The 16,294-nt window shown below is 70.4% G+C and carries 15 protein-coding genes and 2 tRNA genes; 10 read left to right on the forward strand and 7 right to left on the reverse strand.

Going from position 1 to position 16,294, the window contains the following annotated elements:
* Position 1 precedes the first annotated feature (1 nt).
* The gene (locus ACZ39I_RS13965; RefSeq protein WP_403660180.1) at positions 2 to 679 is read left to right on the forward strand and encodes an AIM24 family protein; all 678 of its coding nucleotides are present in this window, start codon (positions 2 to 4) and stop codon (positions 677 to 679) included.
* A 19-nt stretch (positions 680 to 698) separates the two neighbouring features.
* Positions 699 to 1,436 carry an AIM24 family protein gene (locus ACZ39I_RS13970; protein WP_352390274.1) on the forward strand — a complete coding sequence of 246 codons (738 nt, stop codon included), beginning with the start codon at positions 699 to 701 and terminating at the stop codon, positions 1,434 to 1,436.
* Positions 1,437 to 1,528: 92 nt separating this feature from the next.
* Here ACZ39I_RS13970 and ACZ39I_RS13975 read toward each other — a convergent pair whose 3' ends face one another.
* Positions 1,529 to 2,050 carry an NUDIX hydrolase gene (locus ACZ39I_RS13975; protein WP_467244697.1) on the reverse strand — a complete coding sequence of 174 codons (522 nt, stop codon included), beginning with the start codon at positions 2,048 to 2,050 and terminating at the stop codon, positions 1,529 to 1,531.
* On the reverse strand, positions 2,047 to 3,477 hold the full coding sequence (locus tag ACZ39I_RS13980; RefSeq protein ID WP_352390272.1) for a zinc-dependent metalloprotease: 1,431 nt from the start codon (positions 3,475 to 3,477) through the stop codon (positions 2,047 to 2,049). Before ACZ39I_RS13980 ends, ACZ39I_RS13975 begins: the two co-directional genes overlap by 4 nt.
* A gap of 192 nt (positions 3,478 to 3,669) precedes the next feature.
* Here ACZ39I_RS13980 and ACZ39I_RS13985 point away from each other — a divergent pair, with 192 nt between their 5' ends.
* From ACZ39I_RS13985 to ACZ39I_RS14000, 4 genes are all read left to right on the forward strand, one after another.
* A complete protein-coding gene (locus tag ACZ39I_RS13985) occupies positions 3,670 to 4,785 on the forward strand; it encodes an SDR family oxidoreductase (RefSeq protein WP_403660189.1) in 1,116 nt (371 codons plus the stop codon).
* Between the two features lie 165 nt (positions 4,786 to 4,950).
* Complete coding sequence (locus ACZ39I_RS13990) at positions 4,951 to 5,412, forward strand: molybdenum cofactor biosynthesis protein MoaE (protein ID WP_467244698.1); 462 nt, start codon at positions 4,951 to 4,953, stop codon at positions 5,410 to 5,412.
* A gap of 124 nt (positions 5,413 to 5,536) precedes the next feature.
* Entirely contained in the window at positions 5,537 to 5,701 is a 165-nt protein-coding gene (locus ACZ39I_RS13995) for a hypothetical protein (RefSeq protein WP_352390269.1), read from the forward strand.
* 61 nt (positions 5,702 to 5,762) lie between these two features.
* Entirely contained in the window at positions 5,763 to 6,857 is a 1,095-nt protein-coding gene (locus ACZ39I_RS14000; protein ID WP_467244699.1) for a YlbL family protein, read from the forward strand.
* A gap of 9 nt (positions 6,858 to 6,866) precedes the next feature.
* On the opposite strand, the gene ACZ39I_RS14005 is transcribed toward ACZ39I_RS14000, so the two are convergent.
* Positions 6,867 to 7,409: a PPA1309 family protein gene (locus ACZ39I_RS14005; protein ID WP_467244700.1), complete on the reverse strand. Its 543-nt coding sequence runs from the start codon at positions 7,407 to 7,409 to the stop codon at positions 6,867 to 6,869.
* Between the two features lie 164 nt (positions 7,410 to 7,573).
* Here ACZ39I_RS14005 and ACZ39I_RS14010 point away from each other — a divergent pair, with 164 nt between their 5' ends.
* The 4 genes from ACZ39I_RS14010 to ACZ39I_RS14025 all read left to right on the forward strand — a co-directional run bounded on the left by ACZ39I_RS14010 (position 7,574) and on the right by ACZ39I_RS14025 (position 12,848).
* Entirely contained in the window at positions 7,574 to 10,552 is a 2,979-nt protein-coding gene (locus ACZ39I_RS14010) for a UPF0182 family membrane protein (protein ID WP_467245113.1), read from the forward strand.
* A gap of 54 nt (positions 10,553 to 10,606) precedes the next feature.
* Positions 10,607 to 10,680, forward strand: a tRNA-Met gene (locus tag ACZ39I_RS14015).
* A 205-nt stretch (positions 10,681 to 10,885) separates the two neighbouring features.
* The gene (locus ACZ39I_RS14020; protein WP_467244701.1) at positions 10,886 to 12,703 is read left to right on the forward strand and encodes a tetratricopeptide repeat protein; all 1,818 of its coding nucleotides are present in this window, start codon (positions 10,886 to 10,888) and stop codon (positions 12,701 to 12,703) included.
* Between the two features lie 71 nt (positions 12,704 to 12,774).
* Positions 12,775 to 12,848, forward strand: a tRNA-Met gene (locus ACZ39I_RS14025).
* A gap of 64 nt (positions 12,849 to 12,912) precedes the next feature.
* Here ACZ39I_RS14025 and ACZ39I_RS14030 read toward each other — a convergent pair.
* From ACZ39I_RS14030 to ACZ39I_RS14045, 4 genes are all read right to left on the reverse strand, one after another.
* Positions 12,913 to 14,058: an ABC transporter substrate-binding protein gene (locus ACZ39I_RS14030; RefSeq protein ID WP_467244702.1), complete on the reverse strand. Its 1,146-nt coding sequence runs from the start codon at positions 14,056 to 14,058 to the stop codon at positions 12,913 to 12,915.
* On the reverse strand, positions 14,055 to 14,915 hold the full coding sequence (locus ACZ39I_RS14035) for an ABC transporter permease (protein WP_467244703.1): 861 nt from the start codon (positions 14,913 to 14,915) through the stop codon (positions 14,055 to 14,057). The genes ACZ39I_RS14030 and ACZ39I_RS14035 overlap by 4 nt, the downstream gene beginning before the upstream one ends.
* Positions 14,912 to 15,643 carry an ABC transporter ATP-binding protein gene (locus tag ACZ39I_RS14040; RefSeq protein WP_467245114.1) on the reverse strand — a complete coding sequence of 244 codons (732 nt, stop codon included), beginning with the start codon at positions 15,641 to 15,643 and terminating at the stop codon, positions 14,912 to 14,914. The genes ACZ39I_RS14035 and ACZ39I_RS14040 overlap by 4 nt, the downstream gene beginning before the upstream one ends.
* Positions 15,644 to 15,867: 224 nt before the next feature.
* Positions 15,868 to 16,284, reverse strand: a complete 417-nt coding sequence (locus tag ACZ39I_RS14045) for a Fur family transcriptional regulator (RefSeq protein ID WP_352390265.1) — start codon at positions 16,282 to 16,284, stop codon at positions 15,868 to 15,870.
* Positions 16,285 to 16,294: the final 10 nt, after the last annotated feature.

Genomic DNA, 16,294 nt, shown 5'->3' on the forward strand with positions numbered 1-16,294 from the left:
CATGGACTCCCAGACTCTGAGTGCGCACCGCGCCGCCGCGACCGGCGTCCGTATGAGTGTGCACAGCTCCAAGACGCTCAAGGTCACCATGGTCACCGGGCAGGACCTGATCGCCAAGGCCGGCTCGATGATCGCCTACGACGGCTATGTGCAGTTCGACGGGGCGCCCGCGAGCCTGCGCCGCTCGGCGGAGGAGATGGTCAGCGGCGAGGGCGGCCGGCTGATGCTGGCCCGCGGCGACGGCGACCTGTACCTCGCGGACTACGGCGGCGACATCCTCGTCCTGCACCTCAACGGCGAGGCCCTGTCGGTCAACGGTGCCACCCTGCTGGCCTGCGACGCCTCGCTGGAACTGGCCATCGAACCGGTCAAGGGACTCGCGAAGCTCTCCGGCTCCGGCCTGACCAACCTCGTGGTCAAGGGCACCGGCTGGGTCGCCCTGGTCAGCCGGGGCATTCCGATGGCCCTGGACTGCGCCGAACGCGAGACATACGTCGACCCGGACGCCCTCGTCGCCTGGACGACCGGCCTGGAGATGAAGGCCCGCCGCACCATCAAGGCGAGCGCCCTCATCGGCCGCGGCAGCGGCGAGGCCTTCCAGATCGGCTTCAAGGGACAGGGCTTCGTCGTCGTCCAGCCGAGCGAGGACACCGGCGACCGATTCAAGATCCGGGGCTGAGGGGAGCACCAGGCACATCATGCACAGCACACTCTTCGCACACGTCCCGGTCGAGTCGACCGGGCGCTACACCCTGCAGAACCCGCAGCTCCTGAAGACCGACGTCACTCAGGGCAACAGCCCCGTCCTCGCCCGGCAGGGCGCCATGGTGGCCTTCGAGGGCCAGGTCGAGTTCGACAGCCAGTACCGCAACCGCGGCTGGCGCAACGCCGAGCGGATGACCGGCGAGCGCCTCGAACTCATGCGCTGCAAGGGCAACGGCATCGTCTACCTGGCCAACCTCGCCCAGCACCTGCACATCATGGAGGTCGGCGCCGGCATCACGGTCGACAGCTCCTACGTCCTCGCCTTCGACGGCTCTCTCGGCGTCGGCATCGTGGCCGTGGACAGCGCCGTGGAGGTGGCCGCCGCGGGCGCCTACAACCTGGAGCTGTCCGGCTCCGGGCAGGTCGTGCTGATGACCTCCGGCGAGCCGCTGGTCCTCGAGGTGGGACCGGACAAGAACGTCTGCGTCGACTCCGACGCCGTCATCGCCTGGTCCACGTCCCTGCGCACCCAGCTCCAGGCGCCCACCTCCACCTCCGGCGTGTGGCGCCGCCGGGGCACCACGGGTGAGGGCTGGGAGATGCACTTCGGCGGCACCGGCCACGTCCTGGTCCAGCCCAGCGAGCTGCTGCCGCCGCAGGGCCTGCGCAACGGCGGGGTCCTCGGCCAGTTCGGCATGCGCGGCAACTCCCTCGGAGGCAGCAACAGCTGACCGCCCCGGCGGCACGACGAACGGCACATGTAAGGGGCGCCCGCCATTGCCGGGCGCCCCTTACACATGCGGCCAGCGCCGCGATCACGCGCTCACAGCCTCGCGCGGGTCGCTTCCAGCAGTCGTACGACCGAGTCGTCCGCCACGGCCGCCACCTCGGCGTAGGCGAACCACCGCACGTCGAGCGACTCGTCGCTGATCGTCTCCACGGCGCCGGACGGGGCGAGCGCCGCGTACTGGACGTCGAAGTGGCAGTTGCACGGCGGCGGGATCGGATGCCGGTCCAGACGCACCGGGCCGCCCGGCAGCAGCGTCAGGCCCGAGATGCCGGACTCCTCCGTCGCCTCGCGCAGAGCCGCCGCCTCCAGGGAGGTGTCGGCCGGCTCGCAGTGGCCGCCCATCTGCAGCCACATGCCCAGCTTCTTGTGGAGGGTGAGCAGGGCCCGGCCGCGCTCCGGGTCGACGACCAGGGCGCTCGCCGTGATGTGGCCGTCCTCGCAGGCCTTCCACATGGCGTCCGGGTGAGCCGCCAGATGGTCCAGGTAGGCCTGGCGAAGATCCGCCTGGTCCTCGTACCCCTTCAGGACCAGGGCGGCGTCGTCATGGAGGCTCACTCTGCGCTGCCGCCCTCGGCGGAGTCGTCCTTCTTCTTGAGGTCGGGCTTGTCCGCCGCCTCGCCGAGCATCTTGTCCAGCTCGGAGAAGTCCAGCTGCTCGCGGTGCACGAAGCCGTCCGGGTCGTCCAGGTCGGACGCGGTCGGCAGCATGTCCGGGTGGGCCCACAGACCGTCACGGCCGTCGACACCGCGCGCGTCCGTGAGCGAGGCCCACAGCCGGGAGGCGTCCCGCAGGCGGCGCGGGCGCAGTTCCAGGCCGATCAGCGTGGCGAACGTCTGCTCGGCCGGACCGCCCGAGGCACGCCGGCGGCGCAGGGTCTCGCGCAGCGCGTCGGCGGACGACAGGCGCGGCTTCGCGGCCGCGTGGACGACCGCGTCCACCCAGCCCTCCACGAGCGCCAGCGCGGTCTCCAGACGGGCCAGGGCCGCCTTCTGCTCCGGGGTGTCCTCTGGCTGGAACATGCCCTGCTGGAGGGCGTCCTGGAGCTGCTCGGGGTTCTGCGGGTCGAACTGGCCGACCACGTCCTCCAGCTTGGCGGTGTCGACCTTGATCCCGCGCGCGTACCCGTCGACCGCGCCGTACAGGTGCGAGCGCAGCCACGGCACGTGCGAGAAAAGGCGCTGGTGGGCGGCCTCGCGCAGGGCCAGATACAGCCGCACCTCGTCCTTGGGCACGCCCAGGTCCTTGCCGAAGGCCTCGATGTTCGCCGGCAGCAGCGCGGCCTTGCCGACCGGGCCCAGCGGCAGGCCGATGTCGGTGGAGCCGACGACCTCACCCGCGAGCACGCCGACGGCCTGCCCGATCTGCGTGCCGAACATGGCCCCGCCCATCGAGCGCATCATGCCGATCAGCGGGCCGGCCATGGCCTGCATCTCCTCGGGCAGGACATCGCCCATGGCGGTGCCGACCCGCTCGGCGACCGGGTCGACGAGCTCCTTCCACGCGGGCAGGGTCGCCTCGACCCACTCCGCGCGCGACCACGCCACGGCGGAGCCCGCCCCGGACGGCAGCGACGTCGCGTCGTCGAGCCACAGGTCCGCCAGGCGTACGGCCTCCTGGACCGCGGTGCGCTCGGCGGGGCCGATGCTCGCGTCCTTGGTGCCGTCCGAGGTGCCCTGGGAGACCGTCTGCCGGGCGATCTGCTTGGCCATGTCCCAGTTCACCGGGCCGCCCTCGTACGAGAGCATCTGGCCCAGCTGCTGGAAGGCGGCGCCCAGGTCGGTGGGGTTCAGGGAACCGAACATGGCTGCGAGCGGATTGTCCGCACCGGGGCCGCCAAAGCCTCCGGCTCCGGGCAGAGCGCCGAAACCGAACGGGTTGGCCGGTCCCTGACCACCACCGCTCTCCTGGTCCTTCTTCTTGCCCTCGTCGCCGTCGTCCGGCTCCTCCGGCGGAAGGCCGAATCCGAATGGGGTGTCACTCACGGGATTCCTCGGCTGGTAAGGCCACCGGTTGCCTCCGGCGGCGCGGCTGCCCGATAACACCCCCCAGCGTAGACACCGACGGCCGTTAGGGCCTCGGTGCTCCGCCGACTCTCCGCCTGCGGCAGGATGGATGCCACCTGGTACGTACGCGTCACTCGCGTTCCTACTGAAGACAACCGCTGGAGACGCCCGGTGAGTTCCCCTGATCCGCAGGTTCGCGCAGCGCGAAACCAGTCAACCAATCCCGCCGCGCGCGGGCCAGTCGTCGCGGTCACCGGCGCAGCCTCCGGCATCGGAGCGCTGCTGACCGAGCGGCTCGCCGCCTCGGAGGAGATCAAGCAGGTCATCGCGCTCGACGAGCGGCGCGGAGAGTGCGCCGCGGCGCAGTGGCACATCCTGGACGTGCGGGATCCGGCCATCGCGGAGAAGCTGCGCGGGGCCGATGTCGTGGTCCATCTGGCGCTCGACCTCGATCTGGAGACCGACCCCGCGGCGCGCACGGCGTACAACGTGCGCGGGACGCAGACCGTGCTGACCGCCGCGGCGGCCGCGGGCGTCCACCGTGTCGTGCTGTGCACCTCCGCGATGGTCTACGGGGCGCTCCCGGACAACGAGCTGCCCCTTTCGGAGGACGCCGAACTGCGGGCCACCGCGGAGGCGACCGGGGTCGGGGACCTCCTGGAGATCGAGCGGCTCGCGCGGCGGGCGCCCCGGGCGCACCCCGGGCTCAATGTCACCGTCGTGCGGCCCGCCGTCCTGGTGGGAGGCGGTACCGACACCGCCCTGACCCGGTACTTCGAGTCGCCGCGGCTGCTGGTCGTGGCCGGCTCCCGGCCCGCCTGGCAGTTCTGTCACATCGAGGATCTCTGCAGTGCTCTGGAACACGCTGTCCTGGAGAAGGTCGACGGGGAGCTCGCCGTCGGGTGTGACGGATGGCTGGAGCAGGAGGAGATCGAGGAGCTCAGCGGGATCCGCCGGATGGAGCTGCCGTCGGCCGTCGCGCTGGGGGCCGCGGCCCGGCTGCACCGGATCGGTCTGACGCCGTCTCCCGCCGGGGACCTCGCGTACACGATGTACCCCTGGGTGGTGAGCGGAAGCCGGCTGCACGACGCCGGATGGCGGCCGCGGTGGACCAACGAGGAGGTGCTCGCGGAGCTCCTGGAGGAGGTCGCCGGGCGCCACACCGTTGCCGGGCGGCGACTGGGGCGCAAGGACGCGACGGCCGCGGGAGCGGCGGGAGCGACGGTCGCCCTTCTGGGTGCGGCGGCTGTCGTACGACGGGCTCGGAAGGCACGGCGGAGGATCTGACCGGAGCGCGCTCCGCCGCGTGGGTGCGGCAAGCGACAAGCGACAAGCGACAAGCGACAAGCGACAACGAACCAGCACTTCTGTACGAGCCTCCAAACGCCCACACGCGTGTGCCGGGTGGTAACGCTATTTCCCGTGGTCTCAGGAGTGCGGCACGATGGACGCATGGCACCCACTGACGACCACCCCGGTGAGCAGGCCGCCGACGAGCCCATCAAGCTCATCGCCATTCGAGAGACCCCGCTCTCCCTCGACGAGGTCTTCCGCGCGGTCGGGGACGACGCCGCCGGCGGGACCGCCCTGTTCGTGGGGACCGTGCGCAATCACGACGGGGGAGCCGACGTCGACAAGCTCGGCTACTCGTCCCACCCCAGTGCCGAGGCCGAGATGCGAAGGGTCGCCGAGAAGGTCGTCGCCGAGTTCCCGGTGCGGGCCCTCGCCGCTGTGCACCGGGTCGGGGATCTCGCCGTCGGGGACCTCGCCGTCGTCGTCGCCGTTTCCTGTCCGCACCGGGGCGAGGCCTTCGAGGCCTGCCGGAAACTGATCGACGATCTCAAGCACGAGGTGCCGATCTGGAAGCACCAGACGTTTTCTGACGGAACGGAGGAATGGGTCGGCGCCTGCTGAACCCTTCCGCCACCTCTCCGGTTGCGTAACCGCCCCCCTGGCGTGAGCGTTGTCAGTGCGGATGGGTAATCTGCTGATCCGTCAGTTTTTCTGCGGTTGCTCAGTGCGGGGTCGGGAGGTCGGCATGGGGGCGCTCGTCTGGTTGTTGATTCCGTTGTTGGCCGGGGTTGTCGGCGGGCTGTGGGGCAGTTGGGCCAACCGGACCCGCAAGGCGCGCAGCGACGGCCCCGAGCTCGACGGGTACGCCCGTTTCCGCGCCGCGATGGAGAAGTCGCACTCCGGCACCTGACGTCCACCTGACGGCGGCGCCCTGACGGAGGTCCGACAGGAGCGTCCCGTACTGTCGTGCCATGCCACGCCGCACCGCGACGATGCTCGCCTCCACCCTGATGCTGATCGCGCTCCTCTGCGCGGGAGTCTTCATCAATGTGCCCTACGCCGAGATGTCACCGGGGCCCACGGTGAACACCCTCGGGGACCACGGCGGCGAGCCGGTGCTGCAGATCTCGGGACGCAAGACGTATCCGACGAGCGGTCACCTGAACATGACCACCGTCCGGGTCACCAGCGCCGACTACAAGATGAACCTCGTCGAGGCCGTGTACGGCTGGCTCGCGCACGACAACAAGGTCGTACCGCACGACACCCTCTACCCGGACGGCAAGACCGAGGAGCAGTCGACCCAGGAGAACGCCGAGGAGTTCAGCCAGTCCCAGGAGAGCGCCAAGGTCGCCGCCCTGAAGGAACTGGACGTCCCGGTGCAGTCCTGGGTGATCGTCTCGACCGTCGTCAAGGACTCCCCGTCCGAGGGCCGGCTCCACGCCGGTGACGTGATCAAGGCCGTCGACGGTACGGCGGTGAAGGCGCCGGAGGACGTCGCCAAGCTGGTCACCAAGCACAAGCCCGGCGAGAAGGTCGTCTTCACGATCGTGCCCGTCAAGGAGCAGACCGCCGCCGAGAAGGCCCACAGGACGGCGACGAAGACCGAGAAGGTCACCATCACGACCAGGGCCTCCGACGACGAGGGCGAGAAGCGCGCCATCGTCGGGATCGCCGCCGGGACCGACCACACCTTCCCGTTCACCATCGACATCAAGCTCGCCGACGTCGGCGGTCCGAGCGCCGGTCTGATGTTCGCGCTCGGCATCTACGACAAGCTCACCCCGGGCAGCCTGACCGGCGGCACGTTCGTCGCCGGCACCGGCACGATCGACGACAACGGCAAGGTCGGACCGATCGGCGGCATCGAGATGAAGACGGTCGGCGCGCGCGACAAGGGCGCCCGCTACTTCCTGACGCCCGCCGACAACTGCGCGGCCGCCGCCAAGGACACCCCGAGCGGACTCACCCTGGTCAAGGTGAACACCATCGAGGACGCCCTCGGCGCGCTCAAGGACATCCGCGAGAAGAAGACGTCCGACCTGCCGAAGTGCACCAAGGGATAGCCGCGAGGGCTATTCCTCGAACGTCGCCGACAGCGCCTCCGCCAGGCCCGGCACCAGGTCGCCGCCCGTGAGGACCTCCGTGGGGGAGTCCTTCTCGCGCAGACGCAGGGCGGAGTCGCGGGTCCCGTCGCGCAGGACCGCGACCGTCATGCGGACCTCCTGACGGTCCGGGTGCTCGGCGACCCACTTCGTCAGGCGGGCCTCGCTCAGCCCCTGCGGGACGGACGCCTCGGCGGACGGCGGCAGCATCAGGCGCTCCACGGTCAGCGCGCAGCCGACGACCGCGTCGGGCCAGGCGATGGTGCCGAGGAACTCGTCGAGCGGCTTGCCCGCGGGAATCTCCTCCTGCTCGATGGGCGTGAAGCCCGCGGACGCCTGCGCCTCCTGCAGACCGAGCTGGCTCGCGAGAGCGGGTTCCTGGGCGCGCAGCCGGGCGGTGTCGACGAGGGCGAAAAGGCGGGCGGGCTGGTCCCAGCCGAGGCCGGAGGCGTACTCGTCGATCTCGAGTACGGCCCGGGTGAGCGGGCTCGCCGCCATGGGGGTGTTGGACATGGTCACAATCCTGCCTCGTTCGTCACCTGAATCGGGAACCGAGTAAACGGTGAGTAAGTTGCATAGGTGTGGGCCCGCGATCACGGGGGGCCACCCAGGGCCCGCGAACACGAGGGTCTGACGGATCGACAGCGAACTTCGAGGTGCGCACCTTGGCTTTCCAGATGCCGGACCGCGGCGGAGGCCCGACAGGGCCGCGGATGAGAGTGGGCCGCCCGTCCCGGCGTGCCAGGACCCTGCTCATGACACTGGGCGTCCTTGCCGTCCTCGGCATGGCGTTCACCATGTTCGCGGGCTTCTGGACGGACTGGCTCTGGTACCGCTCGGTGAACTACTCGTCCGTGTTCACCACCACCCTGTGGACCAAGATCGGGCTGTTCTTCGTCTTCGGCCTGCTGATGGCCCTCGCGGTCGGCTTCAACATCTGGCTGGCCCACCGGCTGCGCCCGCCGCTGAGCGCCATGTCGATGGAACAGCAGAACCTCGACCGCTACCGGATGGGCATCGCGCCGTACAAGAGGTGGCTGCTGCTCGGGATCGTCTCCCTGGTGGGCCTGATCGCCGGCGCCTCCGCCTCCGGCCAGTGGCGGACCTGGCTGATGTGGGTCAACGGCGTCTCCTTCGGCCAGAAGGACCCGCAGTTCCACCTCGACATCTCCTTCTACACCTTCGACCTGCCCTGGTACCGGTTCCTGCTCGGCTTCGGCTTCGCCGCCGCGATCCTCTCGGTGATCGCCGCCGCGCTCACCCATTACCTGTACGGCGGTCTGCGGATCACCTCCCCGGGCGCGCGGGCCACGGCCGCCGCGACCGGGCACCTGTCGGTGCTCCTCGGCATCTTCGTCGCCCTGAAGGCGGTCGCGTACTGGCTCGACCGGTACGGCCTCGCGGTCAAGTCCAGCGACTTCAAGGCGACCGACAGCTGGACCGGCCTCAGGTACGTCGACGCGAACGCCTATCTGCCGGCCAAGACGATCCTGTTCTGCATCGCCGTGATCTGCGCGCTGCTGTTCTTCGCCACCCTGTGGCGGCGCACCTGGCAGCTGCCCGTGATCGGCTTCGGCCTGATGGTGCTCTCGGCGATCCTCATCGGCGGGCTCTACCCCGCGATCGTCCAGAAGTTCCAGGTCCAGCCGAACGAACAGGCCAAGGAAGCGCCGTACGTCGAGAAGAACCTCAAGGCGACGCGTGAGGCGTACGGCATCGACGACGCCTCGGTGAAGGAGTACGACGGCAAGTCCACCACCACGGACAAGACCGAGCTGCGCCAGGACGTCGACGCCACGGCGAGCATCCGGGTCGTGGACCCCAACGTGGTCTCGCCGACGTTCCAGCAGCTCCAGCAGATGCGTAACTACTACGCCTTCCCGACCAACCTGGACGTCGACCGCTACAGCAAGGACGGCAAGGACCAGGACACGGTCATCGGGCTGCGCGAGCTGAACCTCGCCGGCATCCCGAAGAACAACTGGATCAACGACCACTTCCGCTACACCCATGGTTACGGCGTGGTCGCCGCCAAGGGCACCGAGGCCGACGACGAGGGCCGCCCGGTCTTCACCGAGTCCAACCTGCCCTCCCAGGGCGACCTCGGGACGTACCAGCAGCGCGTCTACTACGGCGAGAAGACCACCGAGTACTCGATCGTCGGCGGTCCCCAGAAGGAGATCGACTACTCCGACGACAACGGCGAGAAGACCTACAGCTACAAGGCCAAGAGCGGGGTCAACCTCTCCAGCCCGGTCAACCGGGCCGCGTACGCGGTGGCGTTCAGCGAGCCGCAGATCCTCTACTCCGGAGCGATCGGCGAGGGCTCGCGGATCCTGTACAACCGCACGCCCAAGCAGCGCGTCGAGGCGGTCGCCCCGTGGCTGACCATCGACGGCGACGCCTATCCGGCGGTGGTGAAGGGCAAGATCCAGTGGATCGTCGACGCCTACACGACGACCAACGGCTACCCGTACTCCTCCCGTACGACCCTCGGTGACACGACGGCCGACTCGCTGACCGCGACGAACAACCAGCGCGCGGTGGTGGCCCAGCAGAACCAGGTCAACTACATCCGCAACTCGGTGAAGGCGACCGTCGACGCGTACACCGGCGAGGTCAAGCTCTACCAGTGGGACACCAAGGACCCGGTCCTCAAGACCTGGATGAAGGCGTTCCCGGGCACGGTGGAGCCGAAGAAGGACATCTCCACCGACCTGATGGACCATCTGCGGTACCCGCAGGACCTGTTCAAGGTCCAGCGTGAGCTGCTGGCGCGCTACCACGTCGAGGACGCGGACACCTTCCTCAGCGGCAGCGAGGTGTGGCAGGTGCCGGACGACCCGACCAACAAGTCGGGTGACGCGGTGCCGCCGTACTACCTGAGCATGAAGATGCCCGACCAGTCGGCACAGGCGTTCTCGCTCACGACGACGTTCACGCCCAACGGCCGGGACAACCTCAGTGCGTTCATGTCGGTCGACGCCGAGGCGGGCACCACCGACTACGGCAAGATCAGAATCCTGAAACTGCCGACGAACACCACGGTCAACGGGCCCAAACAGGTGCAGAGCCAGTTCAACTCCGAACAGAACATCGCGGAGACGATCAGCCTCCTCAACAGAGGTGACTCCAATGTGGAGTACGGCAATCTCCTGACGGTGCCGCTCGACGGAGGGCTGCTCTACGTGGAGCCGGTCTACGTCCGCGGTGGTGGGCTCAAGTACCCGCTGCTGCGGAAGGTGTTGGTGACCTACGGAGGCAACACCGCCTTCGAGGACACCCTCGACGAAGCCCTGAACAAGGTGTTCACAGCGGACGGTTCGACCACCGAGCCACCGGACGACGACGGCGGGACCACCACCAAACCGCCGCCGACCTCCAGCAACCCGACGGTCCAACAGGCCCTGGACGACGCCCAGAAGGCCTTCGACGCCGGCCAGGAAGCCCTGAAGAAGGGCGACTGGGAGGCGTACGGCCGGGCCCAGGAGGATCTGAAGGACGCGCTCAGGCGCGCCGAGGCCGCGCAGTCCGCGGCGGACAAGGGCAGCGGCAGCAGCGCGAAGCCCAGTGGCAGCCCGAGCCCGAGTGGCAGTCCGCGCCCGAGTGGCAGCCCGAGCCCGAGAAGCAGTCCCAGCAGTAGTCCGAGCAGCTGATCAACCGCTGGTCAGATGCCCACTCCGCGCCGTGGTACGGTTGCAACACAACGGCGCGGGGTGGAGCAGCTCGGTAGCTCGCTGGGCTCATAACCCAGAGGTCGCAGGTTCAAATCCTGTCCCCGCTACTGGAATCGAAGGCCCGGATCCTTTCAGGATCCGGGCCTTCGTGATGTGCGAACGCATGTGCCGAGCAGCCGACGGCCGCGCCGCCGGGGGCAGTTGGAGGGAACTGTGTTTCACTTGTCGTTCTGTGGGCATGTCGACAAAACGCTGAATTGACCTCACTGGCTGCGGTATACCAGGTGTACCCAGGTTGCAGGTGGTGCGACGATGGACGTTATGGGGGACAAGGCAACTCTGTTCGAGACAGGGCGTTTTGTGCAACCTTCCGGGCGGGACGGGGTCGGGGTCGGGGAGGCGGCTGACGATGCCGCCGCCGAGGAGGTCCAGCAGCGGCTGGCCGCCGAAGCCGGCGACGTCGAGGCGATGAGCGTCCTCGGCGCCCTTCTGCTGCGCCGCGGTGATCTCGACGGAGCCGAGCCCCACCTGCGTGCCGCCACCGCCGCGGGCGACCGGGCCGCCGCCAACAACCTCGGAGTCCTGCTGCACCAGCGCGGATACGCCGATGACGCCGCCGGCTGGTGGCGGATCGCCGCCGTCGCCGGATCCGCCGCGGCCGCGCACGCGCTGGGCCGCCACCACCGTGAGCGGGGCGACGAGCCCGCCGCCGAGTACTGGCTGCGCCAGGCCGCCGAGCAGGGACACGCACTGGGCGCCTACGCGCTCGCCGATCTGCTGGAGCACCGCGGGGACACGGGCGCCGAGCAGTGGATGCGGATCGCCGCCGAGCGGGGACACCGGGAGGCGGCCTACCGGCTGGCCCGCTCGCTCGACCGCCGCCTGGGCCCGGAGGGGGACATAGGGGACGATCACGGTGCCGGGGCCGAGGCCGAGCAGTGGTACCGGCAGGCCGCCGCGCGTGGGCACCGGCGGGCGGCGCTGCATCTCGGGGCGATCCTGGAGCGGCGCGGTGCCCTCAAGGAGGCCGGGCGCTGGTATCTGACCTCTGCCAAGGACGGCGAGGCGCGGGCCGCCTGCGCCCTGGGGTTCCTGCTGCGGGACGCGGGCGACACCGAGAGCGCCGCCGTGTGGTGGCTGCGCGCCGCCCAGGACGGGGACGGCAACGCGGCCAACGCGCTGGGCGCCCTGCACGCCGAGCGCGGCGAGCCGCAGACCGCCGAGCGGTGGTACCGGGCCGCGATGGACGCAGGCGACGACAACGGCGCGTACAACCTCGGGCTGCTCTGCGCCGAGCAGGGGCGGACCGCGCAGGCCGAGCAGTGGTACCGGCGGGCCGCGTACGCGGGGCACCGGGAGGCGGCCAACGCGCTCGCCATCCTGCTGCTCCAGGGCGGGGACACGGCCGGGGCCGAGCCGTGGTTCTCCAAGGCCGCGGAGGCCGGGAGCGTGGACGCCGCGTTCAACCTCGGGATCCTGTTCGCCGGGCGCGGCGAGGAGGCCGTCGCCCTGCGGTGGTACGAGCGTGCCGCCGCCGCCGGGCATACCGAGGCCGCGCTCCAGGTCGGCATCGCCCGGCTGCGGGAAGGGGACGAGGCCGGCGCCGAGCGGCACCTGCGGTGTGCCGCGGGAGGCGGCAGCGCGGAGGCCGCGTACCGGCTGGCGACCGTGCTGGACGCCCGGCGGCCGCCGGTGCCCGCGCACTCGCTCGGAGAGCCGGTGCACGCGGAGAAGAGCGAGTGCGAGGAGTGGTACGAGCGGGCGGCCTCCCAGGGGCATCGCCGGGCTCAGGTGCGGGTGGGCATGCTCGCCGCCGCCCGGGGCGACGTCGTGGAGGCGGCTCGCTGGTACCGGGAGGCCGCGGAGGCGGGATCCCGAAACGGGGCGTTCAACCTGGGACTGCTGCTCGCCCGGGAGGGGAGTGAGCCGGAGGCCGCCGTGTGGTGGGCCCGGGCCACCGACGCGGGGCACGGGCGGGCGGCGTTGCGGCTCGCCCTCGTCTACGCGCGTCGGGGCGAGCTGGCCGAGGGGCAGCGGTGGGCCGACCGGGCGGTGGCCCTGGGGCCCGCGGAGGTCTCCGAGCGGGCGGCCCGGCTGCGGGACGCGCTGCGCGAGGAACTGTCGGCGTAGCGCTCCCCGCGCTGCCCCAGCCAAACGATTTGCCTCTGGCCTCCTCCTTCACGTAACGTTGCATTCATCGCCGCGGGGTGGAGCAGCTCGGTAGCTCGCTGGGCTCATAACCCAGAGGTCGCAGGTTCAAATCCTGTCCCCGCTACTGAAGGCCGAGGGCCGGAATCCGAAAGGGTTCCGGCCCTCGGTGTTTTCAGGCCTCGGTGTTTTCAGGGGCGGTGGCCCACCGCCTCCTCGTACAGGGTCCTGTCCACTGTCTTCGCTTCCGGCAGGGTCTCGCCCTCCGTCACGCCCTGTGCCCGGTACGCCGCCTGCAGGCGGTCCGTGGTGCCCGCGCGGATCTCCCAGTCCATGCGCAGGGACGGGGTGGATCTGAGGATCGCCTCGTCCGTCTTCAGGAGTTTCGCCAGGTAGGTGACGAAGGTCGCATCCGACTTGTAGTCGGCCGCGAAGTAGGTGTTCACCGTGCGGATGTACGCCCGCAGCAGGGCGACCCCCGCGTCCACGTCGTCGTTCAGCAGCCCCGGGCCGTACAGCAGGCCACCCAGGGGCTCGCCGGGCGGCTGGCCGCCGAGGAAGGCGTAGCCGGGCCTGCCGTCGACCCTGCGCCAGACCGGGTCCAGGAGCCAGGCCGAGTCGACGCCGCCGTTCTGGAGGGCCGTGAGGACGTCGGCCGAGCCGAGCTGCTGGTACTGGATCTCGTCGAGGCCGCCGCCGTGCTTGGCGAGGGCCTTCTCCATGGGGTACGCGATCACCGAGCCCTTGCCGATCATCGTGCCCATCCTGCGGCCGGCCATCGTCACCCGGTCGCCGGTCTCCCCGTCCTTCAGCCGGACCCACAGGCCGCTCTTCGACTTCGGGTCGGGCGAGAAGTTCCCGGCGACCCAGCGGATGTCGAAGCCGCCCCGGACGCCGTTCATGACCGCCGCCTCGGGAGCCGCCCACAGTGCGTCGATGTCACCCTTGGCCAGGAGCGGGAGGGAGTCGGGGGTCGGCAGGACCTTCAGCGTGACGTCCAGGCCCTCCTTCTCGAACTCGCCTTTGTCCAGGGCCACTTGGAGCGGTGCCACGTACTCCGCGCTCAGTGTGCCCGTCGCGATGGTCAGCTTGCGGGGCTTCGGCAAGGGGTGGGGCGCGGGAGCACCGGCGTCGCAGCGGGCCGGGGTGCGGGTCGGGGAGAGGCCGGCGGGATCCGTCCAGGAGCCGGTGCCGCAGCCCGCCACCGGGCGGACGGTGCGTGTCCCGCCCCCGCCCGCCTCCGACTCCGGGCTCTTCTGGTCGTGTGACGCCGTGCAGGCTGTCGACGTCAGCAGGATGACTGCGGTGACCACTGGGCCGTAGAAGCGTGTTCTCATGATTGGCCCCTTCCGCGGTCCCTCGGTGCCCAGGGGGTGAGCAGGCGGCCCAGGATGCGGACCAGTTCGGAGAAGACGACTCCGAGGACGGCCACGCAGACGATGCCGACGAACATCACGTCGTTCTGGAAGAGGGCGCGGGAGTCGAAGATCAGGTGGCCGAGGCCGTTCGTCGCGGCGATCTGTTCCGAGGCGACGATCACCAGGACCGCCACGCCCGCCGCGATCCGGGCGCCGACCAGGACGGACGGGAGGGAGGCGGGGAGCAGGACGTGGCGGAACATCTGCCACGGGGAGGCGCCGAAGACCTGGCCCGCGTCGCGGTGGCCGGGGGGGATCGAGATCACCGCCGACATCGTCTGGATCCATACGAAGAAGAAGACCGTCGTCGCCACCAGGGCGATCTGGGGGCCCTCGCCCAGGCCGAACATGTTCAGGAAGACGGGGAGCAGGGCCAGCTTCGGGACGACGTACAGGGCGTCCAGCAGGGGTTCCAGGGCTGCTCTGACCAGGGGCAGCGAGCCCATCAGGAGGCCCAGGGCGTAGCCCGTCGCCGTGCCGAGCGTGTAGCCCGCCAGGACGCGCTTCAGGGTCGCCCACACGTCTGGCCACAGGTCGCCGGCGGCCGCCCGGTCCCAGCCGTCGGCGAGGATCGTGGAAGGGGCCGGATAGACGCGGTCGTCCAGCCAGGCCTGGGTGGCGGCCAGTTGCCACAGGAGGATCAGGGCCAGGGGGACGGCCACCGCCAGGGACAGTTCCAGGGCGCGTCTGCGGCGGTGGGTGCGTACGGGGTGCAGCTCCTGCGGGCCCGGGCGGCGTACGAGTACGGAGACCTTCTCGGGGGCCACGGTCGTCATGCCGGTATCGCCTCCTTGCGCAGCAAATCCCACAACTCGCTCTTCAGGGACGTGAATGCGGGTGCCGAGCGGATGTCGCCGGTGCGCGGGCGGGGGAAGGGCGGGCGGTGTTCGGCGATCAGGCGGCCCGGCCGGGCGGACATCACCAGGACGCGGTCACCGAGGACGATCGCCTCCTCCAGGCTGTGGGTGATGAACAGGGTGGTGGTGCGCAGGGCCTGCGTGATCTCCAGCAGCTCGTCCTGGAGGATCATGCGGAGTTGGGCGTCCAGGGCCGCGAAGGGCTCGTCCATCAGGAGCAGTTCGGGTTCCACGGCGAGGGCGCGCGCTATCGCCACGCGCTGGCGCATCCCGCCGGACAGGGTCGCCGGGTACGCGTCGGCGAAGTCCGTGAGGCCCATGCGGGCCAGCCACTCGTCGGCGCGGGTGTTCGCCTCGTGGCGGGGGACGCGCTGGATGTCCAGGCCGAAGCGGACGTTGGCGCGAACGGACTTCCAGTCGTAGATGCCGTAGTCCTGGAAGATCATGGCCGCTGGGCGGGCCGAGGTCGTGCGGATCTCCAGGGTGCCCGTGGTCGGCCTGAGCAGGCCCGCGGCGATGCGCAGCAGGGTCGACTTGCCGCAGCCCGAGGGGCCGACCAGGCAGACGAACTCGCCGGGCGCGACGCTGAGGTCGAGGGGGCCGAGGGCGTCGACCGAGCGGGGCGGTCGGCCGAAGGTGCGGGTCAGGCCGGTGGCGTGGAGCTTGGGGCGCGGAGGGTCCGGGGCGGGGTGCGGTGACCGTTCTTCTGTGGTGGGTTCGGGGTGCGGATCTCCCACGGTTGCTCCTTGCGGAGTTCGGAACGGAGAGGGGTGGCCGCACGACGATATGACGGTCCGTCAGATTCAGGAACCCTGTGGGCAGCACAAAGCCCCGGCGTCCGCGAGGGCCGCCGGGGCTTCGGTGCAGGCTGTTACGCGGCCGCGCAGTTCGGGCACACGCCCCGGTACGTCACCTCGACGTCCGAGACGGTGAAGCCGAAGCGCTCCGAGTCGGGCAGCTCGGCCAGCGGGTTGCCGGTGGGGTGCACGTCCCGGATGGCGCCGCACTGGGCGCAGACCAGGTGGTGGTGCGGCTGGTGCGCGTTCGGGTCGTACCTCTTGGCTCGCTTGTCGGTGGCGACTTCGAGCACCTCGCCGAGGGAGACCAGCTCGCCCAGCGTGTTGTAGACGGTCGCCCGGGAGATCTCGGGCAGCTTGGCCACGGCGCGCGCGTGGACCTCGTCGGCCGTCAGGTGGACGTGTTCGCCGTCGAGGACCTCGGCCACGACGCGCCGCTGCGCGGTCATCCGCCATCCGCGGCCGCGCAGTCGTTCCAGAAGGTCGCTCATGTGCACCAGC

The organism is Streptomyces sp. NPDC024687 (genome assembly GCF_055559055.1).